This is a genomic window from Massilia sp. PWRC2, from assembly GCF_049896725.1.
Lineage (GTDB): Bacteria > Pseudomonadota > Gammaproteobacteria > Burkholderiales > Burkholderiaceae_D > JAFCUW01.
This window is the reverse complement of record NZ_JAFCUW010000002.1, coordinates 107,468-132,510: the sequence shown is the minus strand read 5'-3', so window position 1 is coordinate 132,510 and position 25,043 is coordinate 107,468. Positions and strand designations below refer to the sequence as shown.

The window sequence follows — 25,043 nt, the reverse complement described above, 5'->3', positions numbered from 1 at the left end:
GGTGGTGATGTTGGTATTAGTAGGCGACTTTATAGCGGGTTCCCCTGTAATTCATCAGCGCCGCCTTCGGCAGCAGTTTTTCCAGCACCAGCCCGGGCGCCACTTCTTCGCCTTCGTGCCGTAGCACCTTGTCGATCAGGACCAGGCGGTCGGCCGGATTGTTCGAATACATATAGCCACCGAAGTGGAGTGGCGGAATGGCGGCGCGTAACTGCTCGGGCAAATCGCGCAGGGCTGGCACGCCGTCATCGGCGCTGGCGGCGCTCGGCTTGGCGGGCGTGGCAGTTGCCGTGGCAAGCACGGGCGCAGCGCGCAGCGCCGCCGGTGCAACGGACACCGCCGGTGGCAGCGGCTTCGACGGCGGCGCGACTGCCAGCACTGGCGCCGCCACCTTCACCGGCGCGGCCGCGCTCGGGGCCGGTGCTGCCGGCGCCGGCGCAGCTATCGGTGCTGGTGCCGGTGTCGGCAGCGGCGTTGGCCGCAGCAGCGCCGCCGCCAGCGCCACCAGCGCCACTGCCACCACTGCGCCAGCGCCGATGGCGGGCAGCGGCACGCGGCGCCGCGGCGCCGCTGTCGGCGCGCCCACCGCGACCGCGGTGAGGGTCGGCGCGGTGCCCAGCTGCCGTTCGGCCTGGGCCTTTTTCAAAGCTTCGAGAATGTACGACATCTAGCGTCCCCGCGGTGTCATCGCCAGCAGGCGCGGCTCGATCACCCCGCTCAACTGGTTGAGCCGCATATACGTGCGTGGTCCCGCCACGCCATCGGCCTTCAAATTTTGCTGGCCCTGGAACTTGCGCAGCTGCGCGCGCGTGCGGCTGTCGAACGCTTGCCCCAGTGGCGGCGCTTTCAGGTCATTGAGTTCAGCCAGGCGGGCGCCGATCCAGTCGACATCGGCGCCGCTGTCGCTGACGCCGAACTGATCGCGAAACGCCCGCGGCGCCGCCCACAGGGTGGTGTACTGGCCGTCGAAGCGCGCCGCCACCGCGGCTACGCTCAACTCCCGGGTCACCCCTTTCATGCGCACGGTGGCCGTCGTTTCCGTCAGTTTAACCAGCACCACATAGCCCACCTGCGCCCCCTCGTGCAGGCTCAAAATGGCGGGGCGGTCGAGCAGACGCAGTTCGTACAGGCCGCCCTTGCCCTGATAGCAGTGCAAATTATCCTTCAGCGCGGCCTGACAGGGCGCATCGGCGCCCAGCGTGGCATGCCACAGCAGGGCCAGTTCAGGCAAGGCATCGTCGACGCTGCCGTAGGCGGAAATTGGCTCGACCTTGCTGGGCACCGTGGGCGCGGCGAGCGTGCGCGGCGCCGGCATCGGCGCCGGCATCGGCATGTTAACGGGCGCCTGCGCCAGCGGGCGCGGCGCAGGCGCCGTCTGCAGCGCGATCTGCCAGCCGGCCGCAGCGGCGACAGCGCAGGCGAGCAGCGCGGCCGCCGCCAGCGGCCAGCGGCGCCCTGTTGGCGCGCCCGCGCCGGCACCGAATACTTCGGCAGCAGCGCGCCGCAAAATAGGCCGGCTGACCTGCGCCACATTCTCGACATAGGCGCCCAGCAAGGCGCGGTCGCACAGCAGGTTGATGCGGCGCGGCACGCCGCCGGTGAGCGCATGGACCAGCGCCGTCACCCGCGCCGAAAACGGATTGCCAGCGCCAGCACCAGCGACCGCCAGCCGGTGCGCCACGTAGCTGCGCGTTTCCAGCGCCGACAGCGAGCCCAGGTGATAGCGCGCGATCACCCGCTGCGCCAGCTGTTCCAGCTCGGGCCGGGCCAGCATGGTGCGCAATTCCGGCTGGCCGATCAGAATGATCTGCAGCAGCTTGCGCTCGCTCGTTTCCAGGTTGGTCAGCAGGCGCAGTTGTTCGAGCACGTCGGCCGACAGGTTTTGCGCTTCATCGATCACCAGCACATTGTTCAAGCCCTGTGCGTGACTGTCGAGCAGGTAGGCGTTGATGGCGTCGACGTAGACCTTGACGCTGACCGCGCCGGCCCCCGCGGGCGCCAGCGCAATGCCAAATTCGTCGCAGATCGACAGCAGCAGCTCTTCCACCGACAGCTTCGGATTGAAGATGTAGGCCAGCCTGCAGTTGGCGGGAATCTGCTCGATGAAGCAGCGGCACACCGTGGTCTTGCCGGCGCCGATCTCGCCGGTCAGCAGCACAAAGCCGCCGCCGCTGCCGACGCCGTAGAGCAGGTGGGCCAGCGCTTCGCGGTGACGCTCGCTCATGAACAGGTAGCGCGGATCGGGGGCGATCGAAAATGGCGGCTGCCTGAGATTGAAAAATTGGGTGTACATGGGCGGATCTAGGGAAGGGTCGGCAGCGGCTTGTATTTGAGGCAGTAGATTTTCGCCTTTTCCTTGAAGTAGACAATCTGGCTGCCCGGCTGCGATTCGCGCTGCGGGTAGCGCGCGGCATCCTGCGCGCGGTGGCGCGGCCCGGCCGCGACCCGGATAGCCTCATCGAGCTTGTCGGGCGCCATATCGATGACGGCGGCGAGGAACACCACCTCGCTGCTGTCGTCGCTGACCATCACTTCTTTGACCGCGGCGCCCCACAGGGTGGCGTCGACCTTGAACCAGTAGGCGCCGCCTTCATGCTTGTAAGAGGGGCCGACGTTATCGATCAGCCAGCGGTAAAAATAGGCATTGTCGAGGCCACTGCGGCACAGCAGCGCGCTGCCGATCACCGGGCCGAAAGTGGACGGCGCAGCGCGCGCGGCGCTCGGGCACAGCACGGCAAATAATACAGACAACAGGGCGGCCAGGCGGCGCGGTGCGACGCCGGCGCGCGCCATGGCGATAGGCTGGGGCATGCAAATATCCGGACGGTGGGCTCGCTGCTGGCGCATTATGCCACGCCGGCACTCAACCACGGATCGCTCTCCGGTTGCGGAAACTGCGCGCTCATGAAGTCGACAAAGCCGCGCACCTTGGCCGACAGCAGGCGCCGGCTGGGATAGACCATCATCACCGACACCTGGCCCAGGCGCTGTACCGGCAGCAGCCGTAGCAGCCGGCCGCGATCGAAATCGTCCTTCACCATATACGAGGTTTGCAGCATCACGCCGAGGCCGGCCAGCGCCGCCTGGCGCAGCACTTCGCCGCTGTTCGAGACCATGCGGCTATGCACCGGCACGCTGACCTGCTTGCCCTGCCACTCGATCATCCAGTGGTGCCGCAACTGTTCATAGGCGAAGTTCAGGCACGGGTGGGCCGCCACCTCGAGCGGGGTGGCCGGTGCGCCATGGCGCCCCACGTAGTCGGGCGAGGCGCACAGCACCACCGTCGACATGGCCAGGCGGCGGGCGATCAGGCTGCTGTCGAATTTTTGCAGGTCGATGAAAATGCCGACGTCATAGGCCTCCTGCACCAGGTCGACATCGTGATCGGACAGGGTGACATCGAGCACCACCCCCGGCATCAGGGCGGCAAAACGGGGCAGCAGCGCGGCCAGCTGGGCGTTGCCGAAGCCGGGCTGACAATAAATACGCAAGGTGCCGCTGGGCTGGCGCGCGCTGCTGGCGGCGACCGCGTCGGCGTCGTCGATGTCGGCCAGGATGTGCCGCACCCGCTCGACATACTGGGTACCCGTTTCCGTCAGCGACAGGCGGCGTGTGGTGCGGTTGAGCAGGCGCGTGCCCAGGTGCGCCTCCAGATCGGCGACGTTGCGGGTGACCACGGCAGCCGACATATCGAGGGCGGCGGCGGCACGCGCGAAGCTGCCCAGTTCAACGACCCGGACAAATACGCGCATGGAAATCAGGCGGTCGATGGTATTTCCCTCAGGCTGGCTGCAGTATTATTGCGGATTACGAAATTGTGCATTGCGATTATTAGGCTTTTTTGCAGATACTGCAAGGCGTAGACTGATTCACATGGAAAGGCGAACGGCCTTCCGCGCCGCAGCCGCTGGCTGCACGCTCATCCATCTTCAGGAGCTCTACCATGCACACCAAGTCCCTCATTGCCGCCGCTGCGTTTGCCATCATTGCCAGCCCGGCATTCGCCGCCGATGCCGGCCAGAGCGCCAGCGCTGCCCCCGTCAGCAGTGCTGCCGCGATCAGCGCCACTGCCCAGGCCCTGAACCTGCCTAGCGTGAACGGCATGACCAGCGTGAACGTGCCCGCTTCGCGCAGCCGCGCCGACGTGCACGCCGAAGCAGTCGATTTCGTCGCCCACTACAAAACCATGCTGGAAGTGCAGCTGGAACTGGCAAAAAATTAATTTACACCGATCCATCACGGCGGCGCCAGCGTGCGTCGCCGACCACACGCGCAAGGGCCCGCTCAACTATGACCGGGCCCTTTTTTTAGCTGCACTGTCTTGATCGGCGCCGATCCGCACAAATGCGTCAGCACCCTGGAGTTTCAGGCAAACGGCGCGCCGTGCCGCCTTTTACCATGCTCGTCGTCGCCACCCCGGTGGTTCATCAACGGAGCAGCAACATGAATAAATCGAGCAACAGTAAAGTATGGTTCGTCACCGGTGCCGCCCGCGGCATCGGCGCGCGTGTCGTCGAAGCGGCGCTGGCGGCGGGTGATCGGGTTCTCGCCAGCGCCCGCCAGCTGGCGCACTTGCAGGCCGCCTATGGTCACATCGATGACGCTCGCATCGCCCTGGTGCAGCACGATGTGGCCAGTGAACAGGACGCGCTCGATGCCGTCAAGGTGGCAATGGCCCGCTTCGGCCGCATCGACGTCCTGGTCAACAATGCCGCTTACGGCCTGCTTGGCCATTTCGAAGAATTGAGCAGCGCGCAGATCGAGCAGCAGTTCGCCGTCAACGTCCACGGCGTCATGCACGTGCTGCGCGTGGTGCTGCCGGTCATGCGCGCGCAGCGCGCGGGGCACGTCATCAACATCTCATCGGTGGCCGGCGTCACCGGCTTTGACGGCGCAGCCGTCTACTGCGCCAGCAAATACGCCATCGAAGGACTGTCGGCATCGCTGGCACTGGAATTGCAGCGCTTCGGCATCGCTGTCACGGCGGTCGAACCGGGCTTCTTCCGCACCGATTTTCTCGACGCCTCGTCGGTGCGCTACGGCGCCGCCTCGATCGACGACTACGCCGCCCATGGCAGCGTGGCCGAGGCGTATGGCGCCTATCACGGCAAGCAGCTGGGCGATCCGGTCAGGCTGGCGACGGCCATCGTCGCACTGGCGGCGATGGCCAGGCCGCCGCGCCAGTTCCTCGCCGGTAGCGACGCCGTCGCCATGACCACCGCAGCGCTGGCGGCGCGCCACGCCGAGGCGCAGGCGAGCGCGCAGTGGTCAGCGTCGACCGATCATCGCAATTGATTCTGCAGGCCGGCCCCGTGTATGCTGCCGCCATGGACGCCGATGCCTTTGCCGCCCCCCTCCCCTTCGACGTCGGCCTGCGCCGCCTGGCGGCGCTGCTGCAGGCGGCCGCGCCGCGCGATGGAAGCTTTGCGCTGGGGGTGGGCGGCGCCCACGCCGTGCGCACCTCGACCATCAGCCGCGAACTGGTGCACGGCATGCACCGCCCTGCCCTGTGCATCGTCGCCCAGGGCGCCAAGACGGTGATGCTGGGCGACGAAGCGGTCGATTACGATCCCGCGCGCATGCTGATTTTTTCACTCGATGTGCCGATCGCCGCCATGATCCGCCAGGCCAGCGTGGCGGCGCCCTACCTGTCGCTGCGCCTGGACTTCGACCTCGACCGCCTGGCTGCCCTGATCCTGCAGGTTTATCCGGACGGTGTGCCGTCGCTCCGCCAGCAGCGCGCCGTGTACGTGGTCAAAGCCAGCGCGGCGATCGTCGACGCCGCCGCGCGGCTGACGGCGCTGGCCGGACAAGCGCAGGACGCCGCCCTGCTGGCGCCCCTGATCGTCGATGAAATCCTGATTCGCCTGCTGCGCAGTGACTTCGGCCCGCGCCTGGCGCAACTCGGGCGTGCGCAGTCGCACCGGGTGGCCAGGGTGGTGGCGTGGATCCGCGACCATTTCGATCAGCCGCTGCGGGTCGACGACATGGCGTCCATGGCGCACATGAGCGCGTCGTCGCTGCACCAGCAGTTCAAGTCGCATACCTCGATGAGCCCCCTGCAATTTCAAAAGACCCTGCGCCTGCAGGAAGCACGCCGGCTGATGCTCGCTACCGGCATCGATGCTGGCGTGGCCGGCCAGAAGGTCGGCTACCTGAGCGCCTCGCAGTTCAGCCGCGAGTATGCGCGGCACTTCGGCAGCGCACCGACGCGCGACATGTCACGCCTGCGCGAGGCTGGCGCCGCTGCCGCTGGTGATGGCGCTATCGATACCGTCACCTTCCGCCAGTAGCTCGCACCGGCGCTTGTGTTTGTGATACTGTATTCGCGGCCTGCCGAGTGCATGGCCCCGAGGGCATATTTACCGCCGCATCCCATCGACAACCGTTTAACAAGGCCCACCATGCAGTCACGTTTTGCCCGCCGCCTCACCCCCATCGCGCTCGCCGCTGTCATGGTGCTGGCCGCTGCCGCCCACGCCCAGACGGTGCCGTCGACGGCCACGCTGTACCAGAACTACCCATCGGAGACGCCGGCCGAATTCAAGCCCGTCACCGACAGCTTCAATTACATCAAGCGCACGCTGATGGTGCCCATGCGCGATGGCACCAAGCTCAATACCATCGTCATCATCCCGCGCAACGCCAAAGGCGCGCCGATGCTGCTCACCCGCACGCCGTATGACGCCAATGGCCTGACCAGCCACGCCGACAGCTCCGACATGCTGGCCATCCTGCAGGGCTACGACAACGCCGCCGACGTCATCGTCGAAGGCGGCTACATCCGCGTGGTGCAGGACGTGCGCGGCAAATACGGCTCCGAAGGCGACTACGTGATGAACCGGCCGCTCGCTGGTGCCCTCAATCCGACCCCGGTCGACCATTCGACCGACACCTGGGACACCATCGAGTGGCTGACCAAGAACGTGCCCGAATCGAACGGCAAGGTCGGCATCATCGGCATTTCCTACGACGGCTTCCTGCCGCTGATGGCACTGGTCAATCCGCACCCGGCGTTGAAGGTGTCGGTGCCGATGAATCCCATGGTCGACGGCTGGATGGGCGACGACTGGTTCCACCACGGCGCCTTCCGCCAGATCAATCTGTCGTATGTGCTCGAGCAGGTGGTCACCCGCCGCAATGACGCCAAGTGGTTCACCGGCACCTTCGACGATTACGATACCTATCTGCGCGCCGGTTCGGCGGGCGCGCTGGCGCGCCAGCGCGGCGTGACCCAAAGCGGCTTCTGGCAAAAACTGGTGGCCCACCCGGCTTACGACAGCTTCTGGCAGGAACAGGCGATGGACAAGATCCTGGCGCGCCAGCCGGTCACCGTGCCGACCCTGCTGGTGCACAGCCTGTGGGACGCCGAAGACATCTACGGCGCCATCGCCGTCTACAAGGCCATCAAACCGAAAGACACTGCCAACGACAAGGTGTTCCTGGTGATGGGACCATGGTCGCACGGTGGCGGCATCGGCGACGGCAGCAAACTCGGCGCCATCAATTTTAACGCCGACACCGCCCTGCAATTTCGCCAGGAGATCCTGCGTCCCTTCCTCGACCGCTACCTGAAAGATGCACCGGCGGGCAGCACGGCCCCAGCGCAAATTGCGCCGGTATCGGCGTTCGAGACGGGCACCAACAAGTGGCGCAGCCTGCCCTCATGGCCAGCTGGTTGCGCCAGCGGCTGCACCATCAAGCCGACGCCGCTGCGCCTGGCGGCCTCGCAAAAACTGCTGCTGGGCGGTGCCGCCGCCGCCGGCGCCGAGCGCGCCTTTGACGAATACGTCGCCGATCCGGCCAAGCCGGTGCCCTACCGTGCCCGCCCCATGACGTACGGCTACGACGAAGCGAAAGGCCAGACCTGGCCGCGCTGGCTGGCTGACGACCAGCGCGAAGCGTCCGGCCGCACCGACGTGCTGACCTTCACCACCGAGGTGTTGACGGCGCCCGTCAAGATCGCCGGCGAACCGATCGCCAACCTGATCGCCTCCACCAGCGGCACCGACGCCGACTGGGTGGTCAAGGTGATCGACCTGTATCCCGACCAGGTCGGCAGCAATCCGGCCATGGGCGGCTACCAGCTGATGATCTCGGCCGACATCTTCCGTGGCCGCTACCGCGAGAGCTATCAAACGGCCAAAGCACTGGTGGCCAACAAACCACTGAGCTACAAGTTCGGCCTGCCCACGGCCAATCACGTGTTCCTGCCGGGTCACCGCATCATGGTGCAGATCCAGTCCAGCTGGTTCCCCTTGTACGACCGCAATCCGCAAACCTTCGTGCCGAGTATTTTCGACGCCACACCAGCCGATTACAAAAAGGCGACCCAGCGGATTTACCATTCGAGCTTTGTCGAACTGCCCGTGGTGGAAGCGGCGCGCTAAGCGTTACCACGCCAGCGTGGGGCAAGACGCAACCGGGGCGGGCGCCGCAAGGCGCCAGCCCCGGTTTTTTTTCGTTATCGCACTTGATACCAGCAAACAAACCAGTTTGATTAGAATAAATTTTATCTATATTTAAATCAATGACTTAGAAAATTAAATGGATAAGCAAAAGCAATACCACTTTATCTGAGTTAATACCAATTAAATACCTGTTGACAGGCTATTGTGTCCTACCTATAGTGGCCCGACTTCATTCTTCAAGACCCTTCCATGATCGATTATCTGATCGGCGTCGACGGCGGCGGCAGCGGCACCCGCGTGCGGCTGGCGCGTGCCGACGGCACTGAACTGTCACAGGGCCGCGCCGGCCCGTCCGGCCTGGCCCTCGGCATCGCCGCGGCCTGGGCCGCCGTCGACGCCGCCGTCAACGCCGCCTGGGCCGGCGCCGGCCTGAGCGCCGCGCCACGCGCCAGCATTGCCATCGGCCTGGGTCTGGCCGGGGTCCACCACAAGGGCTGGGCGGCCGACTTCATCGCCGCCGATCCGGGCTACGGCGCCATCGTGCTCGACACCGACGCCAGCACCACCCTGCTGGGCGCCCATGGCGGCGCCGCCGGGGTGATCGTCGCCATCGGCACCGGCAGCGTGGCGCAGGCGCTGCTGGCCGATGGCAGCGTGCGTGAAGCGGGCGGCTGGGGCTTCCCGGCCGGCGACGAAGCCAGTGGCGGCTGGATGGGACTGCGCGCGGTCAGCCTGGCAGAACGCGTGCTCGATGGCCGCGCCGCCCCTTCAGCGTTTGCGCAACAGCTCATCGATGCTTGCGGCGGCAGCCGCGACGCCATCTTCCGCTGGCTCGGCCAGGCCACGCAAACGAGCTACGCCAGCCTGGCGCCGATCGTGGTGGCGCATGCCGCCAGCGACAGTGCCGCCCGCGCCATCCTCGACGCCGCCGCCGCCGAAGTGGCGGCGCTGGCGCACGCGCTCGACCCGGCCGGCGTGCTGCCGCTGGCCCTGTGCGGCGGCCTCGGTGCATCGCTGCGCGCGTATTTGCCGCCGCCGCTGGCGGCGCGCTGCCAGGCGCCGCGCGGCGACGCCGCCAGCGGCGCCCTGCGCCTGATCGCCGCCCACCTCGATTCGCCTGAACGCCCACCCATCAAGGCCAGCGCATGAACACCACTCTGTCCGGTAACATCCTCACCCCGCACGGCTGGGTCCACGGCAGCATCGACTTCAATGCGCGCATCATCGCCATCGATGGCGGCAGCAATCACCCGGACGCCAATGACGCGCCCTACATCGTGCCCGGCTTTATCGACCTGCACGTGCATGGCGGTGGTGGCCGCGATGTGATGGAAGGGGGCGACAGCGCCCACCTGATCGCTGCCGTGCACGCGCGCCACGGCACCACCAGCCTGCTGGCGACGACCATGACGGCGCCGCCGGCCGACATCCTCGCCGCCGTGCGCGCCGTCGGCGCAGCGTGCGCCCAGCCGCGCCGCGGCGCCGCCCGCATCCTTGGCGTCCACCTCGAAGGGCCGTACATCAATCCCGGCAAGCTGGGCGCGCAGCCCGATTTTGCGCGCCTTGCCAGCCTGGCCGACGTCGCCGCCCTGCAGGCTTTAGCGCCGCTGCGCCTGATCACGGTGGCGCCCGAAATGCCGGGCCACCTGGAACTGGTGCGCGCGCTCACCGACGCCGGCCTGCGCGTGCAGATCGGCCACACCAGCGGCACCTACGAAGATGGCGTGGCGGCGCTGGCGCACGGCGCTGCCGGTTTTACGCACCTGTTCAACGCCATGAACCCGCTGCACCACCGCAGCCCCGGCATGGTCGGTGCGGCGCTGGCGCACGCCGAGTACGCCGAGATCATTCCCGACCTGCTGCACGTGCACGCGGGCGCCATCAAGGTGGCCCTGCGCGCCATTCCGCGCCTGTACTGCGTGACCGACTCGACCGCCGCCACCGGCATGCCGGACGGCCAGTACATGCTGGGCCGCCAGGTGGTCCACAAGTGCATGGGTGGCGTGCGGCTGGCCGACGGCACCCTGGCCGGCAGCACCCTGACCATGGACCAGGCGCTGCGCAACCTGGTGCACACGCTGGGTCTCGACCTGGCCGAAGCGTCGCGGCGCGTCTCGACCAATGCCGCCGACTACCTGGGCGAAGCCGAGCGGGGGCGCCTGGCGGCCGGCTGCTACGCCGATATCGTGGTCCTCAAACGCGATCTGACCATCGCCGCCGTCTACACCGAAGGAGAAGCCTGTGAGCTCTAAGATGCTGGAAGAAGCCCTGTCCGCAGGCGAATGCGTGGCGCGCCAGCTGGCGCAGGACGGCGAGCGGTACGCTGAACTGGGCCGCAAGCTGCGCTCGACCAATTTCAATACGGCGCTGACGATTGCGCGCGGCAGCTCCGACCACGCCGCCAACTACTGCGCCTACCTGATCATGGCGCGCCTGGGCCGGGTGGTCGCCTCGCTGCCGATGTCGCTGCTGACGCTGTATAAATCGCCGCTGGTCACGCGCGACACCCTCACCATCGCCATCTCGCAATCGGGCCAGAGTCCCGACGTGGTCGAACCGACCGCCTACTTTCGCGATGGCGGCGCCACCACAGTCGCACTGGTCAACGACATCGGTTCGCCACTGGCGGCGGCGGCCGAGTGGGCCATGCCGCTGCATGCCGGCACCGAGCGCAGCGTGGCGGCCACCAAGAGCTTCATCACCAGCCTGGTGGCCAGCGCACGCTTGGTGGCGCACTGGCAGAACGACGCCGAACTGAAAGCCGGCCTGGAGGCGCTGCCGCAGGCGCTCGCGGAAGGCGCCCGTGCCGACTGGTCGGCCGCCCTCGAGGTACTGGCGCCGGCGCGCAATATCATGGTGGTGGGCCGCGGCATCAGCTTTCCGGTCGCCCTCGAAGCGGCCCTCAAGCTGAAAGAAACCTCGGCCCTGCAGGCCGAGGCCTTCAGCGGCGCCGAGATCAAGCACGGTCCGATGGCACTGATCGAAGACGGCTACCCGCTGCTCATTTTTGCCACCCGCGGGCCGGCCCAGGCCAGCCTGCTGCAGCTGGCGACCGAGATGCGCGGACGCGGCGCCCGCGTGCTGCTGGCCGCGCCCAATGACGTCGCCGGGCGCGACCTGACCTTGCCGGTCGCCGCCAGCGCCGACCTCGATGCCATCGTCGCCGTGCAGGCGTTTTATGTGATGGCCGCGCAGTTAGCCGCCGCCCGCGGCATGGACCCGGACCACCCGCGCCACCTGAGCAAAGTCACCCGCACCAATTAGGATCTACAACCCTATGCCCTCCACCACCGCCACCACCGCTGCCCTGTCCTGCCGTCAGCAGGCCGGCCGCCTGATCATGGTGCGCCTGACCGGCAGCGAGCTCAGTGCCAGCAGCCGCGCTTTTATCGAAACCAATGGCGTGCGTGCCGTCTGCCTGTTTCGCAACAACATGGTCGACGCCACCCAGCTCACGCGCCTGAACACCGACTTGCGCGCGCTGATGGGCGAGCGCGCGCTGATTGCCCTCGACCAGGAAGGCGGCGCCGTGGTGCGCGCCACCTGGGTGCCGGCGCCACCGTCGGCGATGGCGCTGGGCGCGGCCGACGACCTCGATCTGGCGCGCCGCACCGGTGCTGGCGTCGCCCGCGCGGTCAAGGCGCTCGGCTTTAACTGGAACTTCGCGCCCGTGCTCGACCTGAACAACAACCCGCACAACCCCATCATCGCCGAGCGCTCGTTCGGCGCCGAGCCGGCGCGCGCCACCGCGCTGGCACTGGCCTGGATGGCCGGCAGCGAGAGCGCCGGCGTGGCCTGCTGCGTCAAGCACTTTCCCGGCCACGGCGACACCAGCGTCGACTCCCACCGTGACCTGCCCAGCGTCGACAAGAGCGCTGCCGAACTGGCACGCTTCGAGCTGGCGCCATTTCGCCAGGCCGCACCCCACGCACCGGCGATGATGACGGCGCATATCATTTACCCTGCGCTCGATGCCGACCTGCCGGCCACGCTCTCGCCCAGAATCATCAGCGGCCTGCTGCGTGAGCAGTTCGGCTACCAGGGCGTGGTGATCACCGATTCGATGGACATGCACGCCATCGCCCACCGCTACGGTGTCGGCGACGCCGCCGTCAGCGCGCTGTTGGCCGGCGCCGACATGGTGATGGCACTGGGATCGCCGGCGGCGCAGGAACAAACCATCGCCGCCATCGCCGCTGCCATCGGCGACGGCACCCTCACAGCCGATGCCGTCGCCGCCAAACTGGCACGGCTCGATGCGCTCGCCGCCGGCTATCCGTGCGCGCCAGGCGCCTATCCGGAGGAAGCGGCTGACCGCCTGCTGATGGCCGAGGGCTGGCAACGCGCCCTGACCGTGCGCGGATCCGTGCGCAGGCCACCGGCCGGCAGCGCGCTGCGCCTGGTGATGCGCCAGGACCGCGTCAGCGACGGCGTCTCCGAGGCTGGCGTGTCGGCGGCGCAGCTGGCGGCGTCGCTCGGCCAGCTGTACCAGGTCGAGCTGCATACCTATGCCGACGCCGACACCTTCGACTGGGCGACGCTGCCCGCCGATGGCAGGTACACCGTGCTGGCGTCGACTTCGCGGCTGCGCTACGGCGCGCAGGCGCGCGCGCGCTTCAAGCCGGATTTGCACCTGGCCCTGTGGAACCCCTACCAGGCGCTCGATATCGACGCCCCCGCACTGATCACCTATGGATTTGCCGCGCCGGCGCTGGCCGCCGTCAACGACTGGCTGGCTGGCCAGGTTGAAGCCAGCGGCACGGCGCCGGTGCCTGGCCTGGCCTGACGGCGGCCGACACACTCTGTTGCACACAATTGCGAGCGGCGCACCCAGCCTTTATGGGACAATACGCTCTTTCGCGCGTCGTTGTCTTTTTGCCATTTTTTGCCGGCCACACTGGCACCAGCGAAGACAGGCGCTGCCAGCACATTTTATTTTTTGTCTTTGAATGAAGGGTTTTCCATGTCCCAGTTCCGCCTTGCCCGCATCAGCCTGATGCTTGCCGCCATTGGCTTGAATGCAGCACCTGCATTGATGAGCAGCGCCCACGCGCAGAAAACCCCGGCTGCCGCGCCGGCCGCCGCCGCCCCAGCCGACACCGTGCGCCCTGAGCTCTACAAGCTGCTCGACCCGGTCGCCGTCAAGCAGCTGCTGACCGACAAGAATTACGCCGAACTGCAAAACCGCGTGACCCAGGCCGATGCCTTCCCCGCCAAGACCCCGTACGAAATCTACGTGCTCGACCGCATGAAGATCGCGCTCGGCTCGGCCACCAACAACGAAGCCATGGTGATGGCGGGGCTGGAAGCGGCAATCGGCTCGGGCCGCATGCCGGCCCCGGACCAGGCCGAATTCGTGCTGGCGCTGGGCAATTATCACTACAACGCCAAGAACTATCCAAAAGCCATCGAATGGTTCAAGCGCTACCAGAAAGACAGCGCCACCCCGGCCAAGGCGACGCCGGCGCTGATCCGTTCCTACTACCTGAGCAACGACTTCGCCACCGCCAAGTCCATGCTGCTGCCGCTGGTGGCCGATGCCGAAAAAGCCGGCCAGGCGCCCACCTTGGAAGACTTGCGCCTGCTTGCCAGCGCCGCCTCGAAGGTCAAGGACAATGCGGTGTACGTGAGCACGCTGGAAAAAATGGTGGCGCTGTACCCGAGCGACGACTACTGGACCGACCTGCTGCATCGCCTGCCAGGCAAGGCTGGCTATAACCAGGCCCATGACATCGATATCCTGCGCCTGCAAGCGCTGGCACAAAAGCAGATGGCGCCGGAAGAATACGTCGAGCTGGGCGAGCTGAGCCTGCTGGCCGGCTTCCCCACCGAAGCGAAAAAAGCCATCGATGCCGGTTACGCTGCTGGCGTGCTGGGCACCGGCACCAGCGCCGCCAAGCACAAGCAATTGCGCGACCGCGCTACCAAGGGTGCGCTCGACGACGCCAAGAATATCGCCGGTGGCGAAGCGGCGGCCGCCAAGGCCAAGGATGGCGTCGGCCTGGTCAACCTCGGCTACGCCTATGTCACCATGGACCAGTTCGACAAGGGCATCGCGCTGATGGAACAGGGCATCGCCAAGGGCATCAACAAGCGCCCCGACGACTACAAGTTGCGCCTGGGGATTGCCTACGCCAAGGCCGGCCGCAAGGCCGATGCGCTGAAAACCTTTGACGCCATCAAGGGCGACGACGGCGCCACCGAACTGGCGCGTTACTGGACGCTGTGGGTCAACCGCATGGCGGTCGCCGCCAAGTAATCCGGCAGCCGTTGCCGGCTGATCCGCACCAGCGTTGACTGAAAATGGGGACAGGCACCTGCGCGCCGGTCCCCATTGTTGCTTAACTGCACGGCCCTCCCCCTCCCCACCTTGAATCGCCCGCTGTGCTCGCCTGCGTGCGCTGGCGTACCTTGTGCAGCGCCGACATCGCCGATACTCGATACCAGACTATTGACCATGGATCGAGACCGCGATGACCAACGTACGCACCGGGCAAGCCCCCGCCAAGCTGGACAAGGATGAATTCCACCTGCGTTTTCAGCGCTCGTTCACCGACCCGCGCTTCGACGCCGTGCGCGACGAACTGCAAAAGGTGGAAACTATCGCTTTTGATAACTACCAAAAGTCACGAAAAGCCCCCGTCACCGTCAAGGCCGGCGCCGGCTTTGCCGATCCGGATTACGACCTGTCGATCGAATGGAAAGCCAGCCGCGACAAGCTGCTGGCGCTCGCAGCGCGCCAGCAAGACCCGGCCACGCGTTCGCGCGTGCTACTCATCAATGGCTCGGCGCGCAACGATGGCAGCTGTCCCGGCGAGATGTCGAAGTCCTTCCGCATGACGGTGTTGGCGCGCAAAATTCTCGAAGCGGACGGCATCGAGGTCGACCTGCTCGACCTGAGCCTGCTGACCTCCGACTACGAGCGCCGCATCCACCCCTGCAAGGGCTGCGCCTCGACCGCCATGCCGCTGTGCCACTGGCCGTGCAGCTGTTACCCGAATCACGCGCTGCAGCAGACCGGCGACTGGATGAACGAGATCTACGAAAAATGGGTGGCCGCGCACGGCATCATCATCGTCACCCCGGTCTACTGGTACCAGACACCGTCCGTGCTCAAGCTGATGATCGACCGGCTGGTGTGCGCCGACGGCGGCAATCCTGATCCGAGCAGCACCCACGGCAAGAACGCGGTCGTCGCCAAGGACCTCGAACTGGCTGGCTGGGACTATCCCAAGCACCTGGCCGAACGCGCTTACGGCGTGGTGGTGCACGGCGACGTCGCCGGCATCGAAGGGGTGCGGCGCGGGCTGTCGGACTGGCTCGACTGGATGGGCTTGATCGACGCCGGCGCCGCAGCGCGGCTCGACCGCTTTATCGGCTACTACGAATCCTACGCCGAGAGTCACGACGTGTTCGATGCCGACCAGGCCTTTCAGGAAGAAGTGAGAAATGTCGCGCGCGCCGTGTCGGCGGCGGTCGGCGAGCTGCGCGCCGGCCGCCTGTCGGCGCCGGACCGCAACTTGCGGCGGCCGCGCCCGAAATGATGCAACCGGGCGGGCCGTTCAGGCGGCTCGCAGTCAGATGGCGGTGAGGCCGCCATCGACCGTCAGCTGGTGGCCGGTGACAAAGGACGCTTGATCGGAGCACAGCCACAGCGCCGCATTGGCGATTTCCGACACTTCGCCGAAGCGACCGATCGGGTGCAAATGTTTCAGGCGCTTTTCGCGCGAGGGCTCGCGGACCAGCGCGCGCGTGAGCATGGCGGTGTTGATCACGCCCGGGCACACGCTGTTGATGCGGATGCCGGCGTGGCCGTATTCAGCCGCCGCCGTCTTGGTCATGCCGACCACCGCGTGCTTGCTGGCCGAGTACACCGCCTGGGTGGGTGCGCCCACCAGGCCGGCCACCGACGCCGTGTTGACGATGGCGCCGCCGCCTTCCTGCTTGAGCATCTGGCGAATCTGGTACTTCATGCACAGCCAGGCACCCTTGACGTTGACGTCGATGATGCGGTCGAACAACGCTTCTTCGCAATCGGCCAGCGGCTGCGATTCTTCTTCGATGCCGGCATTGTTGAAGGCGCAGTCGAGGCGGCCGTAATACGCCACCGTCTTGTCGACCAGCGCTTCGACCTCGGCAGCGCGGGCGACGTTGGCCTGGACGAACAGGGCCTTGCCACCGGCTTCGACGATCATGGCCGCGGTGGCGTGGCCACCGTCGACCGAGGTGTCGGCCACCACCACGCAGGCACCGGCACGGCCAAAGGCGAGCGCGGCGGCACGACCGATGCCGGCTGCCGCTCCCGTCACCATGACGACCTTGCCGTCAAATGTTCTTTCGTGCTGCTGCTTGATCTTGCCAACCATCGCTTACTCCGTTGTTGAGCCATGGAACAGATGAGTTCCTTAACGCAACATGATACTGCTACTTTCGGTTGTAAGCAATCAGGCTAGTGCCGTAAAGCAACACCCTTTCTGCTATTTTGTTGCAGTTGCAATCTTTTTACGGTCGCCCGCGGTCACCACGCTCAGTTTGGCCGGATCGATGGCCTTGCGAAAGGCCGCATTCAACTGCGGCAGCGTGACCGCCATCAGCCGCTGTTCAAATTCCCGGCTCCAGTCGAAGGTTTGATTGCGGTACAAATAGGCGGTCCAGCCGGCCGCCAGCACGGCGTCTTCGGCGCGGTTTTGCAGGCGCTGCTGCATCAGCCCCGATTTGGCGCCCGCCAGTTCGGCCCGGGTAAAGCCGCCCTTGAGGGTACTGGCCAGAACTTCGCTGACGGCCGTTTCCAGCCGCGCGAGGTTGTGCGGGGCGGCGATGGCGCTGACGGTAAATGCGCCGGCACGATCGAGTTCACCGGCCGACAGTTGCGAGCCGCCCCCATACGACAGGCCGTCTTTCTGGCGGATGCGCTCGAGCAGGCGCGATTTGAGGCCACCCTCACCGAAAATGTAATTGGCGATCATCAGGGCCGGGTAATCGGCGTCGTCGACATGCAGGTCGAGGTTTTGGCGGGCAATATAAAAACCGTTTTCCTTGTCCGGCGTGTCGAGCTGCTGGCGCAGCGGCGCCACCGCGTCGAAGCGGCGCAGCACCGGCGCCACCGGCGTCGCGCTACGCCACTGGCCGAACAGCTGCTCGATGACGGGGACGATGGCGTCGGCATCGAAGTCGCCGACGATGGCCAGTTCGGCCGGCGCCGCACCATAGAAATCGCGGTGGAAGGCCTTGACCTGTTCGAGCGTGGCAGCGCGGGTGTCGGCCAGGTCTTCGTCGATGGTGGTTTCGTAGCGGACGTCGCCGCGCGGGTAGGTATTGAAATGGGCGGCCAGCGCGCGCGCGGCGTAGGCCTGCGGTTCGCTGCGGTTCGCTTCGATCGCTACCAGCATTTGCGCGCGCAGCTGCTCGAATTCGGCGGCCGGAAAGCTCGGCGTCTTGAGCACCTGGGCCGCCAGTTTCAAGGCCTCAGCCAGGTTGGCGCGGGTGGTTTCGAACTGGTGCGGCCCGCCCGTCATGCGCAGGCGGTCAAACGCATCGGTCAGGCCGACGCGGTCGTACTGAGCGCTGCCGCGTGCGAGCATCGACGCCGTCAGTGCTGGCACTGCGCCCTTGCCAAACAGGCTGGTGGCGTCGCCGAAGTGCTGCACCAGTTCCACCGACACCGCTTCGCCGCGGTTTTTCTTTGGCAGCAGCGCCACGCGCACGCCGCCGATCGTGAGCAGGCGGGTACGCCGCATGATGTTGGCCTGGCTGGGATCGAAGTCTTCCGAGACCAGCGAGGCCGCCTTCGGCTTGAAGTTCGCCAGCAGGCTGGCCACCGCCGGTGCGGCCGGGATGGCGGCGCGGCGCGGGGCGTCATCGGGCACAAAATAGCCACTGACGCGGTTGTCGCGCCGCAGATAGGCGTCGGCCACGCTGGCCACCTGCGCCGCAGTGATGGTGTTGACACGCTCGCGGCCGACAAAATACAGGCGCCAGTCGCCCAGCGCGATCGCTTCCGACAGCGCCACGCCGACCTGCTGCGGATCGTTCAGGCTCTTGTCGATCGCATTATTGATGTTGCGCCGCACGCGCTCCATTTCTTCCACCGTGGGCGGCTGGGCGGCGAAGTTTTCAATCGCCTGCCGCATGACGGCAGCGACCTTGTCGAGCCGATCGCCCTTCTTGACAACGGCGCCAAACACTTGCAGGCCGGGGGCGTAACCGGTCTGGCCAAACGAGAACACATCGCTGGCCATGCCGCTATCGATGAGTAGTTTGTGCAGGCGCGAAGCGGGGCCGTTGCCGAGGATGTCGGCGCTGAAGGCCAGCACATCGCTGTCGTCGTGCAGCGCGGACGGCACGTGATAGCCGAGGGCGACGATCTGCACATCGCCCTGGCGGCGCACTTCGAACGAGCGCTCGCCATCCTGGGTCGGCTCGACCGTCCAGTACTTCGGCAGCGCGCGACGCGGCTTGGGGATGGCGCCAAACTGGCGGGCGATCTGCGCCAGCGTGCTGGCGACGTCGAATTTGCCGGCCACCAGCAGCACCGCGTTGTCAGGCTGGTACCAGGTTTTGTAGAAGGCCTGCAGGTTGCCGATGCCGACGTTTTCAATGTCGCTGCGATTGCCGATGGTGGCGCGGCCGTAACTGTGCCAGTCGTAAGCGACGCTTTGCAGGCGCTTGATCAACACCGACGAGGGCGAGTTTTCGCCGCTCTCGTATTCATTGCGCACCACCGTCATCTCGCTGTCGAGATCCTGGCGGGCGATGAACGAGCCGGTCATGCGCGCCGCTTCCATCTGCAGGGCCCATTGCAGGTTGTCGCCGGTGGCCTGGAACACTTCGTAGTAATTGGTGCGGTCGAGCGCCGTGGTGCCATTGAACTGCATGCCGCGCTCGGCGAACTGGCGGGTGATGTCGGTGTTGCGCGGCGCGCCCTTGAACATCAGGTGCTCGAGCAGGTGCGCCATGCCGGTCTCGCCATAATTCTCGTGGCGTGAACCAACCAGGTAAGTGACGTTGACGGTGATGGTCGGCTTTGAGGCATCCGGGAACAGCAGCACCTTGAGGCCATTGGCCAGCCGGTATTCGGTGATGCCTTCGACGGCAGGGCCAGCGGTGACGCCCTTCGGCAGCTGCAGCGGCAGCGCCGCAGCGACGACAGGCAGGCAGGCGGCGACGCTGAGGGCGCCGGCCAGCAGGCAGGCAGGCACCCGGCGCCCGTAGACGGAAACAGTCATGGATTCTCGCGTAGCAAATACTGGCGCCCGCACAGGGTGCTGGCGCCGATTGACGGGGCGGCGCCTGTGCTGGCGCCTGGTTCGATAGTAGCAGACAGAGCGCCGCGCGGGCGTCGTGACGGTGGCTGCCGGCTTAGCGGCGCGGCGTGGCCGGCGTGCTCGGTTGATTGTCGGGCAGCTCGCACGCTTCGACCACTTGCAGATCGTTGTCCTTGGCGAAGTCGACGACGAAGTGATAGGCCAGCGGCTCGATGCTTTGCAGGGCCTTGTCGACCACCACCGCGCGCACGCCATTGAGCATGGTCGGGCGCACGTAAGGCGAGAACGCCAGGCGCGCATTGCGCGCGCCTTCCGGCTGGAAGCAGGACATGGCGCCGCTCAAGCGGTCGGCCCAGTCGCTGGGACGAAATTGCTTGCCGTCGCTGGTGAGGCCAAGGATAAAAAACTCCTCGGCGACATCGATCTTGGTTTGCGGTGTTGCGGCCATGGGAGGCGGATCTCGGAGAGCATACGGCGTGGAAGGGCCCGAAACAGTCTTCGGGCAGCTGACGCAGTATTATATCTTATAGAAGAGTTGAAGTCCCCTTCACGTACCCTTTATGGCCGGCGCGCTGCATCGACGCCGGCCTGTCTCCCCTGCCCGCCAGTGCTGCGCTATCAGCCGAGCCAGACGGCGCCCGACAGCAACAACAGTATCATCATCCACAGCAGCAAGGCGCGCCACACCAGCCCCACCGTGCTTTGCAGGGCGCGCACGGTCGGCTCGACGCCGGGCAGCACATCGGCATCAGCCTCGGCCGAATCGACGGTGGCGGCGTCGGCCGTCAAGGGGACGCCAGAGGCGTTTTCATGGGGCGAACCGAGCCGCACACCCATGGCGCCGCCACCGGCCGTCAGGATGATGCCCTTGGCTTCTTCGGACCAGCGCTGGGCAAAATTGCGCCAGGCGTAAATGGCGTCCTCGAAATTGCCGACCACGGCGAACGCCACCGCCGTCATCCGCACCGGCAGCCAGTCGATCCAGTAAAAAGCGCGGGCGGCGAACTGGCCGAACGCTTCGTTGTGCATGTGATCGGGCTCGTTCCAGGCGCGCGCCAGGTATTCGGCCACGCGGTACATCACCGCGCAGGCCGGGCCGAGCGGCATGAGGAACCAGAAGAACACCCCAAACACATTGCGGTGGGTGGTCACCAGGGCCTTTTCGACGGCGATGCGGGCAATCTCGCCGCTTTCCATGCCGACCGTGTCGCTCTTGGTCCAGTCGGCCAGCAAGCTGCGCGCGAGCGCTTCGTCGCCATTGTTGAGGGCCAGCTGGATCGAAGTAAAATAATGGCTGTAATGGCGGAAGCCGAGCGTCAGGTAGACGATCAGCACATTCCAGGCGAACGCCGCAAAGGTCCATTGGTAGTGGCTGAGCACCCAGTAAATGGCGCCGGTTGGCACCATCAGGGCGGCCATCATCAGCAGCCAGCCAAGCCGGCCATCGGCCGGGCTGCCTGCATTGAACCAGGCTTCCATGCGAATGGCGAAACTTTTGATCTCGGCGTAAATCATGTTATCTGAGCGCAGCGGTTTTAACTGCTCGATCAGCAGCGCGCACAGAATGGAGAGAAAAGTCATGAACGTCCTTGGTAAAAAGCGGCAACACTGATGGGCGGCAACCTGCCCGGCCCCGCTACGATAGCGCAGAGCAGGTGCGGAATCAACTTGGCATACCGGTGCGGGCGGCGGGCGCCGCTCAGGCTCGCAGGAAATGGAACAAGTTACGGATCATGCCGGCAGTGGCGCCCCAGATAAAATACTGCTGGTAGGGCATGGCATAAAAGCGCCGGCGGTCGCCCGCTGGCAGCACGTACGAGAGGCGCCGGTGGTGCGCGCCATCCATCAGGAAGGCCAGCGGCACTTCAAAAATATCGGCCACTTCATTGCTTTCGGCGGCCAGCGCGAACGGCGGCGTGACTAATCCCACCACGGGAACGACATGGTAGCCGGTGCCGGTCAGGTAATCGGGCAAGGTGCCGAGGATGTCGACGTGGCGGGCGTCGAGGCCGATTTCTTCGTGCGCTTCGCGCAGGGCGGTGGCGGCGGCACCGTCATCCCACGCTTCGGCACGGCCGCCCGGAAAGCTGATCTGGCCCGCATGGTGCTGCAGGTGGGCGGTGCGGCGCGTGAGCAGCATGGTCAAGCCGTGTGCGCGCTCGACCAGCGGCACCAGCACCGCTGCCGGGGTCATCACGGCGCGCCGGCCCACCGACTCATCGAGCTGCTCCGGCAGCCACGGCGGCGGCGTGGCGAAGCGCTGGCGCAGCGCGGCGGCGGTCAGCAAGGCGGCGGCGACGGGCGCCTCACCGGCGATGCTATCGATGGGTAGCTGTTCGGGGTCGAATGGTAGCTTGGGCAAAACCGTGTCCTTGATAAACAAAAAAGGCATCCGAAGATGCCTTTTCCAGACACCGGGGGGTGTCTTCGGTTTGCAACGCTGTCGCGATTACTTGGCGACTGCTGGCGTTGCAACGCGACGTTGTGGCAGCTTTTCTTTGATACGTGCCGACTTGCCCGAACGCTCACGCAGATAGTACAGCTTGGCGCGACGGACATCGCCGCGACGCTTGACTTCAATCGAAGCGATCAGTGGCGAATACAGTTGGAACGTACGCTCGACGCCTTCGCCGGACGAGATCTTGCGAACGATGAAGTTCGAGTTCAGGCCACGGTTACGACGGGAGATGACCACGCCTTCGTATGCCTGGGCGCGCTTGCGCGTGCCTTCGACGACGTTGACGTTGACGATGACGGTATCGCCTGGTGCAAAGTCAGGGATGGTCTTGCCCAGACGGGCAATCTCTTCCTGCTCGAGGATTTGAATCAGATTCATTTTATAAAACTCCTATTACCATCATGCTGGCGCTGCGTACACATGCCCAGTAGAGGATGGGGTTGCAACGGACGGGCAACATGCCCGCCGGGTACTGCCGTGCGACTGCTATTACTGCTTAATCGGCCGCTTTCGCGACATCGGCCAAAAACTTTTCGTCGAGCTTGCTCAGCTGGCCTGCCGCGCGCGCTGCCACCAGCAAATCGGGGCGCTTGCGGGCGGTCGCTTCCAGCATGCGCTGGCGGCGCCACTTGACGATCTCGGCGTGATTACCACCCATCAAGACCGGCGGCACTGCCACGCCCTCGTACATTTCCGGACGGGTGTAGTGGGGCGAATCGAGCAGGCCGTTGACAAAACTGTCTTCGACCGCCGAGGCATCGTCGCCTAGCACGCCGGGCAACTGCCGCACCACCGCGTCCATCAGCGCCATCGCCGGCAATTCGCCGCCCGACAGCACGAAGTCGCCGAGGCTGATTTCCTCGTCGACCAATTTGTCGAGCAGGCGCTGGTCGACCGCTTCGTAGCGGCCGCACAGCACGATCAGGCCCGGCTCGTCTTTCAATGCCATCACCCTGGCATGGTTCAGCGGCGCGCCTTGCGGCGACATGAACAGCACCCGCGGCGCCGGCAAGCCGACGTCGACCTGGCGCTGTTTGGCCGCCGCGATGGCCGCGGCGAGCGGTTTGGCCAGCATCACCATGCCGGGACCGCCGCCATATGGGCGGTCGTCCACGGTGCGGTGATTGTCGAGCGTGAAATCGCGCGGATTCCACACCGTCAATCCCCATTTTTGCTGCTCGTGCGCGCGGCGGGTGACACCCGACTGCGTCAACGCGGCAAACATTTCAGGAAACAGGCTAATGACATCAAATTGCATCGCCAACTCCCTGCCAGGACGGTGCCTTGCACCACTGCGACTGCGGCTTAATAATCGAGGCCCCAGTCGAGGGTAATCAACTTGCCGTTCAGGTCAACCGACTTGACGTACTGGTCGACGTAGGGCACCAGCCGCTCGGCGGGCGCATCGTCTGCTGCCACCGGGGTGATGCGCAAGATCGACTGCGCGCCGTTGTCCATCATGTCGCTGACCGTGCCGAGCGCTTCGCCCTGCAGGTTAACGACGTTCAATCCGATCAGGTCGGACCAATAAAATTCGTCAGCTGCCAGCGCCGGAAACTCGCTGCGGGGAATCGACACGGCTGCACCCTTGAGTGCTTCCGAAGCGTCGCGCCCCACCACGCCGGTCAGCTGGGCCACGACGTCACCGCCGTGGATTTTTGCAGTCCGCACTTGCACGGCCTGCATGGCTGGCTTGCTCAGCCACCAGGTTTTGACGCTCATCAGGGCATCGGCATCGGTCGAAAACGGCGTGACCCGGATCGAACCGGCGACACCGTAAGGACCCGACACGTAGCCAACCTGAACCAGGTCGGCGGGAAGTGCGCCCGCTGCTGCCGCTGAATCGGTCAAGATTGCCTGGCTAAATTATGCTGCTGCGACGGCTGGCTGCTGAGCAACCAGACGAGCAACGGTTGGCGACAGTTGTGCGCCAACGCCTTGCCAGTAGGCCAGACGATCAGCGGTGATACGCAGACCGACTTCGGCACCGGATGCCATCGGGTTGTAAAAACCGATGCGCTCGATGAAGCGGCCGTCGCGGCGATTGCGCGAGTCCGTTGCAACGATGTTGAAAAACGGGCGCTTCTTGGCGCCTCCACGAGCTAAACGAATAACGACCATAGTAAAATCCAAAAAGTTGTGGGATGCTCAAAGCACCGTCGCGAGCGGCTGCAAGGCTGGCTGAGAAGCGCCACTGTACGACTGGTACAGCGAGCATCGCAAGCCTGCAGTGCAACGCGCAGCAGGTAATTTGTGCGTCCCGTATGCTGGGCGGAAAAAGCCGATTATTATAGCGCGCAACGCCGCACAGCAGCAAGCAGTAAAGATATCAGGGCGCGCAATTCGGTCCGAAGTCAAACATTATCGCCGATTTCGGCACCGGCGGGCAAAGCCATTTTGTCGAATAAATCACGGCAGGCGCCGGATTTGGCCGATACTGCATGCTTTACAGACATCCATCGCTGCCACCATGGCCCTGCCGCGCCCCCATAAAAACAAGACCTTCGCCACCCTGCTGGCCGCCGTGCTGGGGGCGGCCGGTGCGCACCGCCTGTATCTGCGCGGCGTGCGCGACGTACTGCTGTGGCTGCACCTGGCCCTGCTGGCGGCGGCGCTGCTGTTGCTGCTGCTGGTGCCAGCGCAAAACCTGTTTTACCGGCTGCTGCCGTTGACGGTGTCGATGATCGCCGGCTTTTTGCAGGCGCTGGTGCTGGGGGTGATGCCGGACGAGACCTTCGATGTCGCTTTCAATGCCGGCAGCGAAGGCCGCAGCAATTCGCGCTGGCCGCTGGCGCTGCTGCTGGTGACGACCATGCTGGTGGGGGCGACGGTGCTCATCTCGACCATGGCGAGACTGTTTGACCTGCTCTATACGGGCGGCGCTTACGGTTAAAGGGGGGCTGCCCCCCC

At 65.6% G+C, this 25,043-nt stretch carries 24 protein-coding genes; 11 read left to right on the top strand and 13 right to left on the bottom strand.

The features are described from left to right. Positions 1–16: 16 nt before the first annotated feature. The 4 genes from ACP7BZ_RS05335 to ACP7BZ_RS05320 are packed head-to-tail and all read right to left on the bottom strand — an operon-like array spanning position 17 to position 3,770. Positions 17–667, bottom strand: coding sequence for a general secretion pathway protein GspB (locus ACP7BZ_RS05335; RefSeq protein WP_426110798.1), 651 nt, complete (start codon positions 665–667; stop codon positions 17–19). Continuing rightward, positions 668–2,293 carry an AAA family ATPase gene (locus ACP7BZ_RS05330; protein ID WP_426110796.1) on the bottom strand — a complete coding sequence of 542 codons (1,626 nt, stop codon included), beginning with the start codon at positions 2,291–2,293 and terminating at the stop codon, positions 668–670. It lies immediately after the preceding gene. A gap of 8 nt (positions 2,294–2,301) precedes the next feature. Then, positions 2,302–2,811, bottom strand: a complete 510-nt coding sequence (locus ACP7BZ_RS05325; RefSeq protein ID WP_426110794.1) for a hypothetical protein — start codon at positions 2,809–2,811, stop codon at positions 2,302–2,304. Positions 2,812–2,846: 35 nt separating this feature from the next. Then, positions 2,847–3,770: a LysR family transcriptional regulator gene (locus tag ACP7BZ_RS05320; protein WP_426111662.1), complete on the bottom strand. Its 924-nt coding sequence runs from the start codon at positions 3,768–3,770 to the stop codon at positions 2,847–2,849. 173 nt (positions 3,771–3,943) lie between these two features. Here ACP7BZ_RS05320 and ACP7BZ_RS05315 point away from each other — a divergent pair, with 173 nt between their 5' ends. From ACP7BZ_RS05315 to ACP7BZ_RS05270, 10 genes are all read left to right on the top strand, one after another. Then, the gene (locus ACP7BZ_RS05315) at positions 3,944–4,222 is read left to right on the top strand and encodes a hypothetical protein (RefSeq protein WP_426110792.1); all 279 of its coding nucleotides are present in this window, start codon (positions 3,944–3,946) and stop codon (positions 4,220–4,222) included. Between the two features lie 221 nt (positions 4,223–4,443). Continuing rightward, a complete protein-coding gene (locus ACP7BZ_RS05310) occupies positions 4,444–5,295 on the top strand; it encodes an SDR family NAD(P)-dependent oxidoreductase (RefSeq protein WP_426110790.1) in 852 nt (283 codons plus the stop codon). Positions 5,296–5,327: 32 nt separating this feature from the next. Continuing rightward, positions 5,328–6,293, top strand: a complete 966-nt coding sequence (locus tag ACP7BZ_RS05305; protein WP_426110788.1) for an AraC family transcriptional regulator N-terminal domain-containing protein — start codon at positions 5,328–5,330, stop codon at positions 6,291–6,293. 111 nt (positions 6,294–6,404) lie between these two features. Further along, positions 6,405–8,390 (top strand): CocE/NonD family hydrolase, encoded by a 1,986-nt coding sequence (locus tag ACP7BZ_RS05300; RefSeq protein ID WP_426110786.1) that lies wholly within the window; start codon positions 6,405–6,407, stop codon positions 8,388–8,390. Positions 8,391–8,660: 270 nt separating this feature from the next. Continuing rightward, positions 8,661–9,560 carry a BadF/BadG/BcrA/BcrD ATPase family protein gene (locus ACP7BZ_RS05295; RefSeq protein ID WP_426110784.1) on the top strand — a complete coding sequence of 300 codons (900 nt, stop codon included), beginning with the start codon at positions 8,661–8,663 and terminating at the stop codon, positions 9,558–9,560. Then, a complete protein-coding gene (gene nagA / locus ACP7BZ_RS05290) occupies positions 9,557–10,663 on the top strand; it encodes an N-acetylglucosamine-6-phosphate deacetylase (RefSeq protein WP_426110782.1) in 1,107 nt (368 codons plus the stop codon). The genes ACP7BZ_RS05295 and nagA overlap by 4 nt, the downstream gene beginning before the upstream one ends. Before the next feature lies 1 nt (position 10,664). Next, positions 10,665–11,675, top strand: coding sequence for an SIS domain-containing protein (locus tag ACP7BZ_RS05285; protein ID WP_426111660.1), 1,011 nt, complete (start codon positions 10,665–10,667; stop codon positions 11,673–11,675). A 13-nt stretch (positions 11,676–11,688) separates the two neighbouring features. After that, positions 11,689–13,197: a glycoside hydrolase family 3 protein gene (locus ACP7BZ_RS05280; protein WP_426110780.1), complete on the top strand. Its 1,509-nt coding sequence runs from the start codon at positions 11,689–11,691 to the stop codon at positions 13,195–13,197. 177 nt (positions 13,198–13,374) lie between these two features. Further along, the gene (locus ACP7BZ_RS05275) at positions 13,375–14,670 is read left to right on the top strand and encodes a tetratricopeptide repeat protein (protein WP_426110778.1); all 1,296 of its coding nucleotides are present in this window, start codon (positions 13,375–13,377) and stop codon (positions 14,668–14,670) included. A 214-nt stretch (positions 14,671–14,884) separates the two neighbouring features. Next, a complete protein-coding gene (locus ACP7BZ_RS05270; RefSeq protein ID WP_426110776.1) occupies positions 14,885–15,955 on the top strand; it encodes a flavodoxin family protein in 1,071 nt (356 codons plus the stop codon). Positions 15,956–15,988: 33 nt separating this feature from the next. On the opposite strand, the gene ACP7BZ_RS05265 is transcribed toward ACP7BZ_RS05270, so the two are convergent. From ACP7BZ_RS05265 to rpsP, 9 genes are all read right to left on the bottom strand, one after another. After that, the gene (locus ACP7BZ_RS05265; protein ID WP_426110774.1) at positions 15,989–16,777 is read right to left on the bottom strand and encodes an SDR family oxidoreductase; all 789 of its coding nucleotides are present in this window, start codon (positions 16,775–16,777) and stop codon (positions 15,989–15,991) included. A 111-nt stretch (positions 16,778–16,888) separates the two neighbouring features. Then, positions 16,889–19,636: a M16 family metallopeptidase gene (locus ACP7BZ_RS05260; RefSeq protein ID WP_426110772.1), complete on the bottom strand. Its 2,748-nt coding sequence runs from the start codon at positions 19,634–19,636 to the stop codon at positions 16,889–16,891. A 133-nt stretch (positions 19,637–19,769) separates the two neighbouring features. After that, positions 19,770–20,123, bottom strand: coding sequence for a DUF3579 domain-containing protein (locus ACP7BZ_RS05255; RefSeq protein WP_426110770.1), 354 nt, complete (start codon positions 20,121–20,123; stop codon positions 19,770–19,772). A 170-nt stretch (positions 20,124–20,293) separates the two neighbouring features. After that, complete coding sequence (locus ACP7BZ_RS05250) at positions 20,294–21,256, bottom strand: CobD/CbiB family protein (RefSeq protein ID WP_426110768.1); 963 nt, start codon at positions 21,254–21,256, stop codon at positions 20,294–20,296. Between the two features lie 118 nt (positions 21,257–21,374). Next, positions 21,375–22,037 carry a CoA pyrophosphatase gene (locus ACP7BZ_RS05245; protein WP_426110766.1) on the bottom strand — a complete coding sequence of 221 codons (663 nt, stop codon included), beginning with the start codon at positions 22,035–22,037 and terminating at the stop codon, positions 21,375–21,377. A gap of 87 nt (positions 22,038–22,124) precedes the next feature. Further along, complete coding sequence (gene rplS, locus ACP7BZ_RS05240) at positions 22,125–22,511, bottom strand: 50S ribosomal protein L19 (RefSeq protein ID WP_426110764.1); 387 nt, start codon at positions 22,509–22,511, stop codon at positions 22,125–22,127. 118 nt (positions 22,512–22,629) lie between these two features. Beyond that, a complete protein-coding gene (trmD, locus tag ACP7BZ_RS05235; RefSeq protein ID WP_426110762.1) occupies positions 22,630–23,391 on the bottom strand; it encodes a tRNA (guanosine(37)-N1)-methyltransferase TrmD in 762 nt (253 codons plus the stop codon). 47 nt (positions 23,392–23,438) lie between these two features. After that, positions 23,439–23,984 (bottom strand): ribosome maturation factor RimM, encoded by a 546-nt coding sequence (gene rimM / locus ACP7BZ_RS05230; protein WP_426110760.1) that lies wholly within the window; start codon positions 23,982–23,984, stop codon positions 23,439–23,441. A gap of 15 nt (positions 23,985–23,999) precedes the next feature. Further along, on the bottom strand, positions 24,000–24,254 hold the full coding sequence (gene rpsP, locus ACP7BZ_RS05225) for a 30S ribosomal protein S16 (protein ID WP_426110758.1): 255 nt from the start codon (positions 24,252–24,254) through the stop codon (positions 24,000–24,002). A gap of 349 nt (positions 24,255–24,603) precedes the next feature. Between rpsP and ACP7BZ_RS05220 the strand changes: the two genes are divergently transcribed. Next, positions 24,604–25,026, top strand: a complete 423-nt coding sequence (locus ACP7BZ_RS05220) for a hypothetical protein (RefSeq protein WP_426110756.1) — start codon at positions 24,604–24,606, stop codon at positions 25,024–25,026. Positions 25,027–25,043 lie beyond the last annotated feature (17 nt).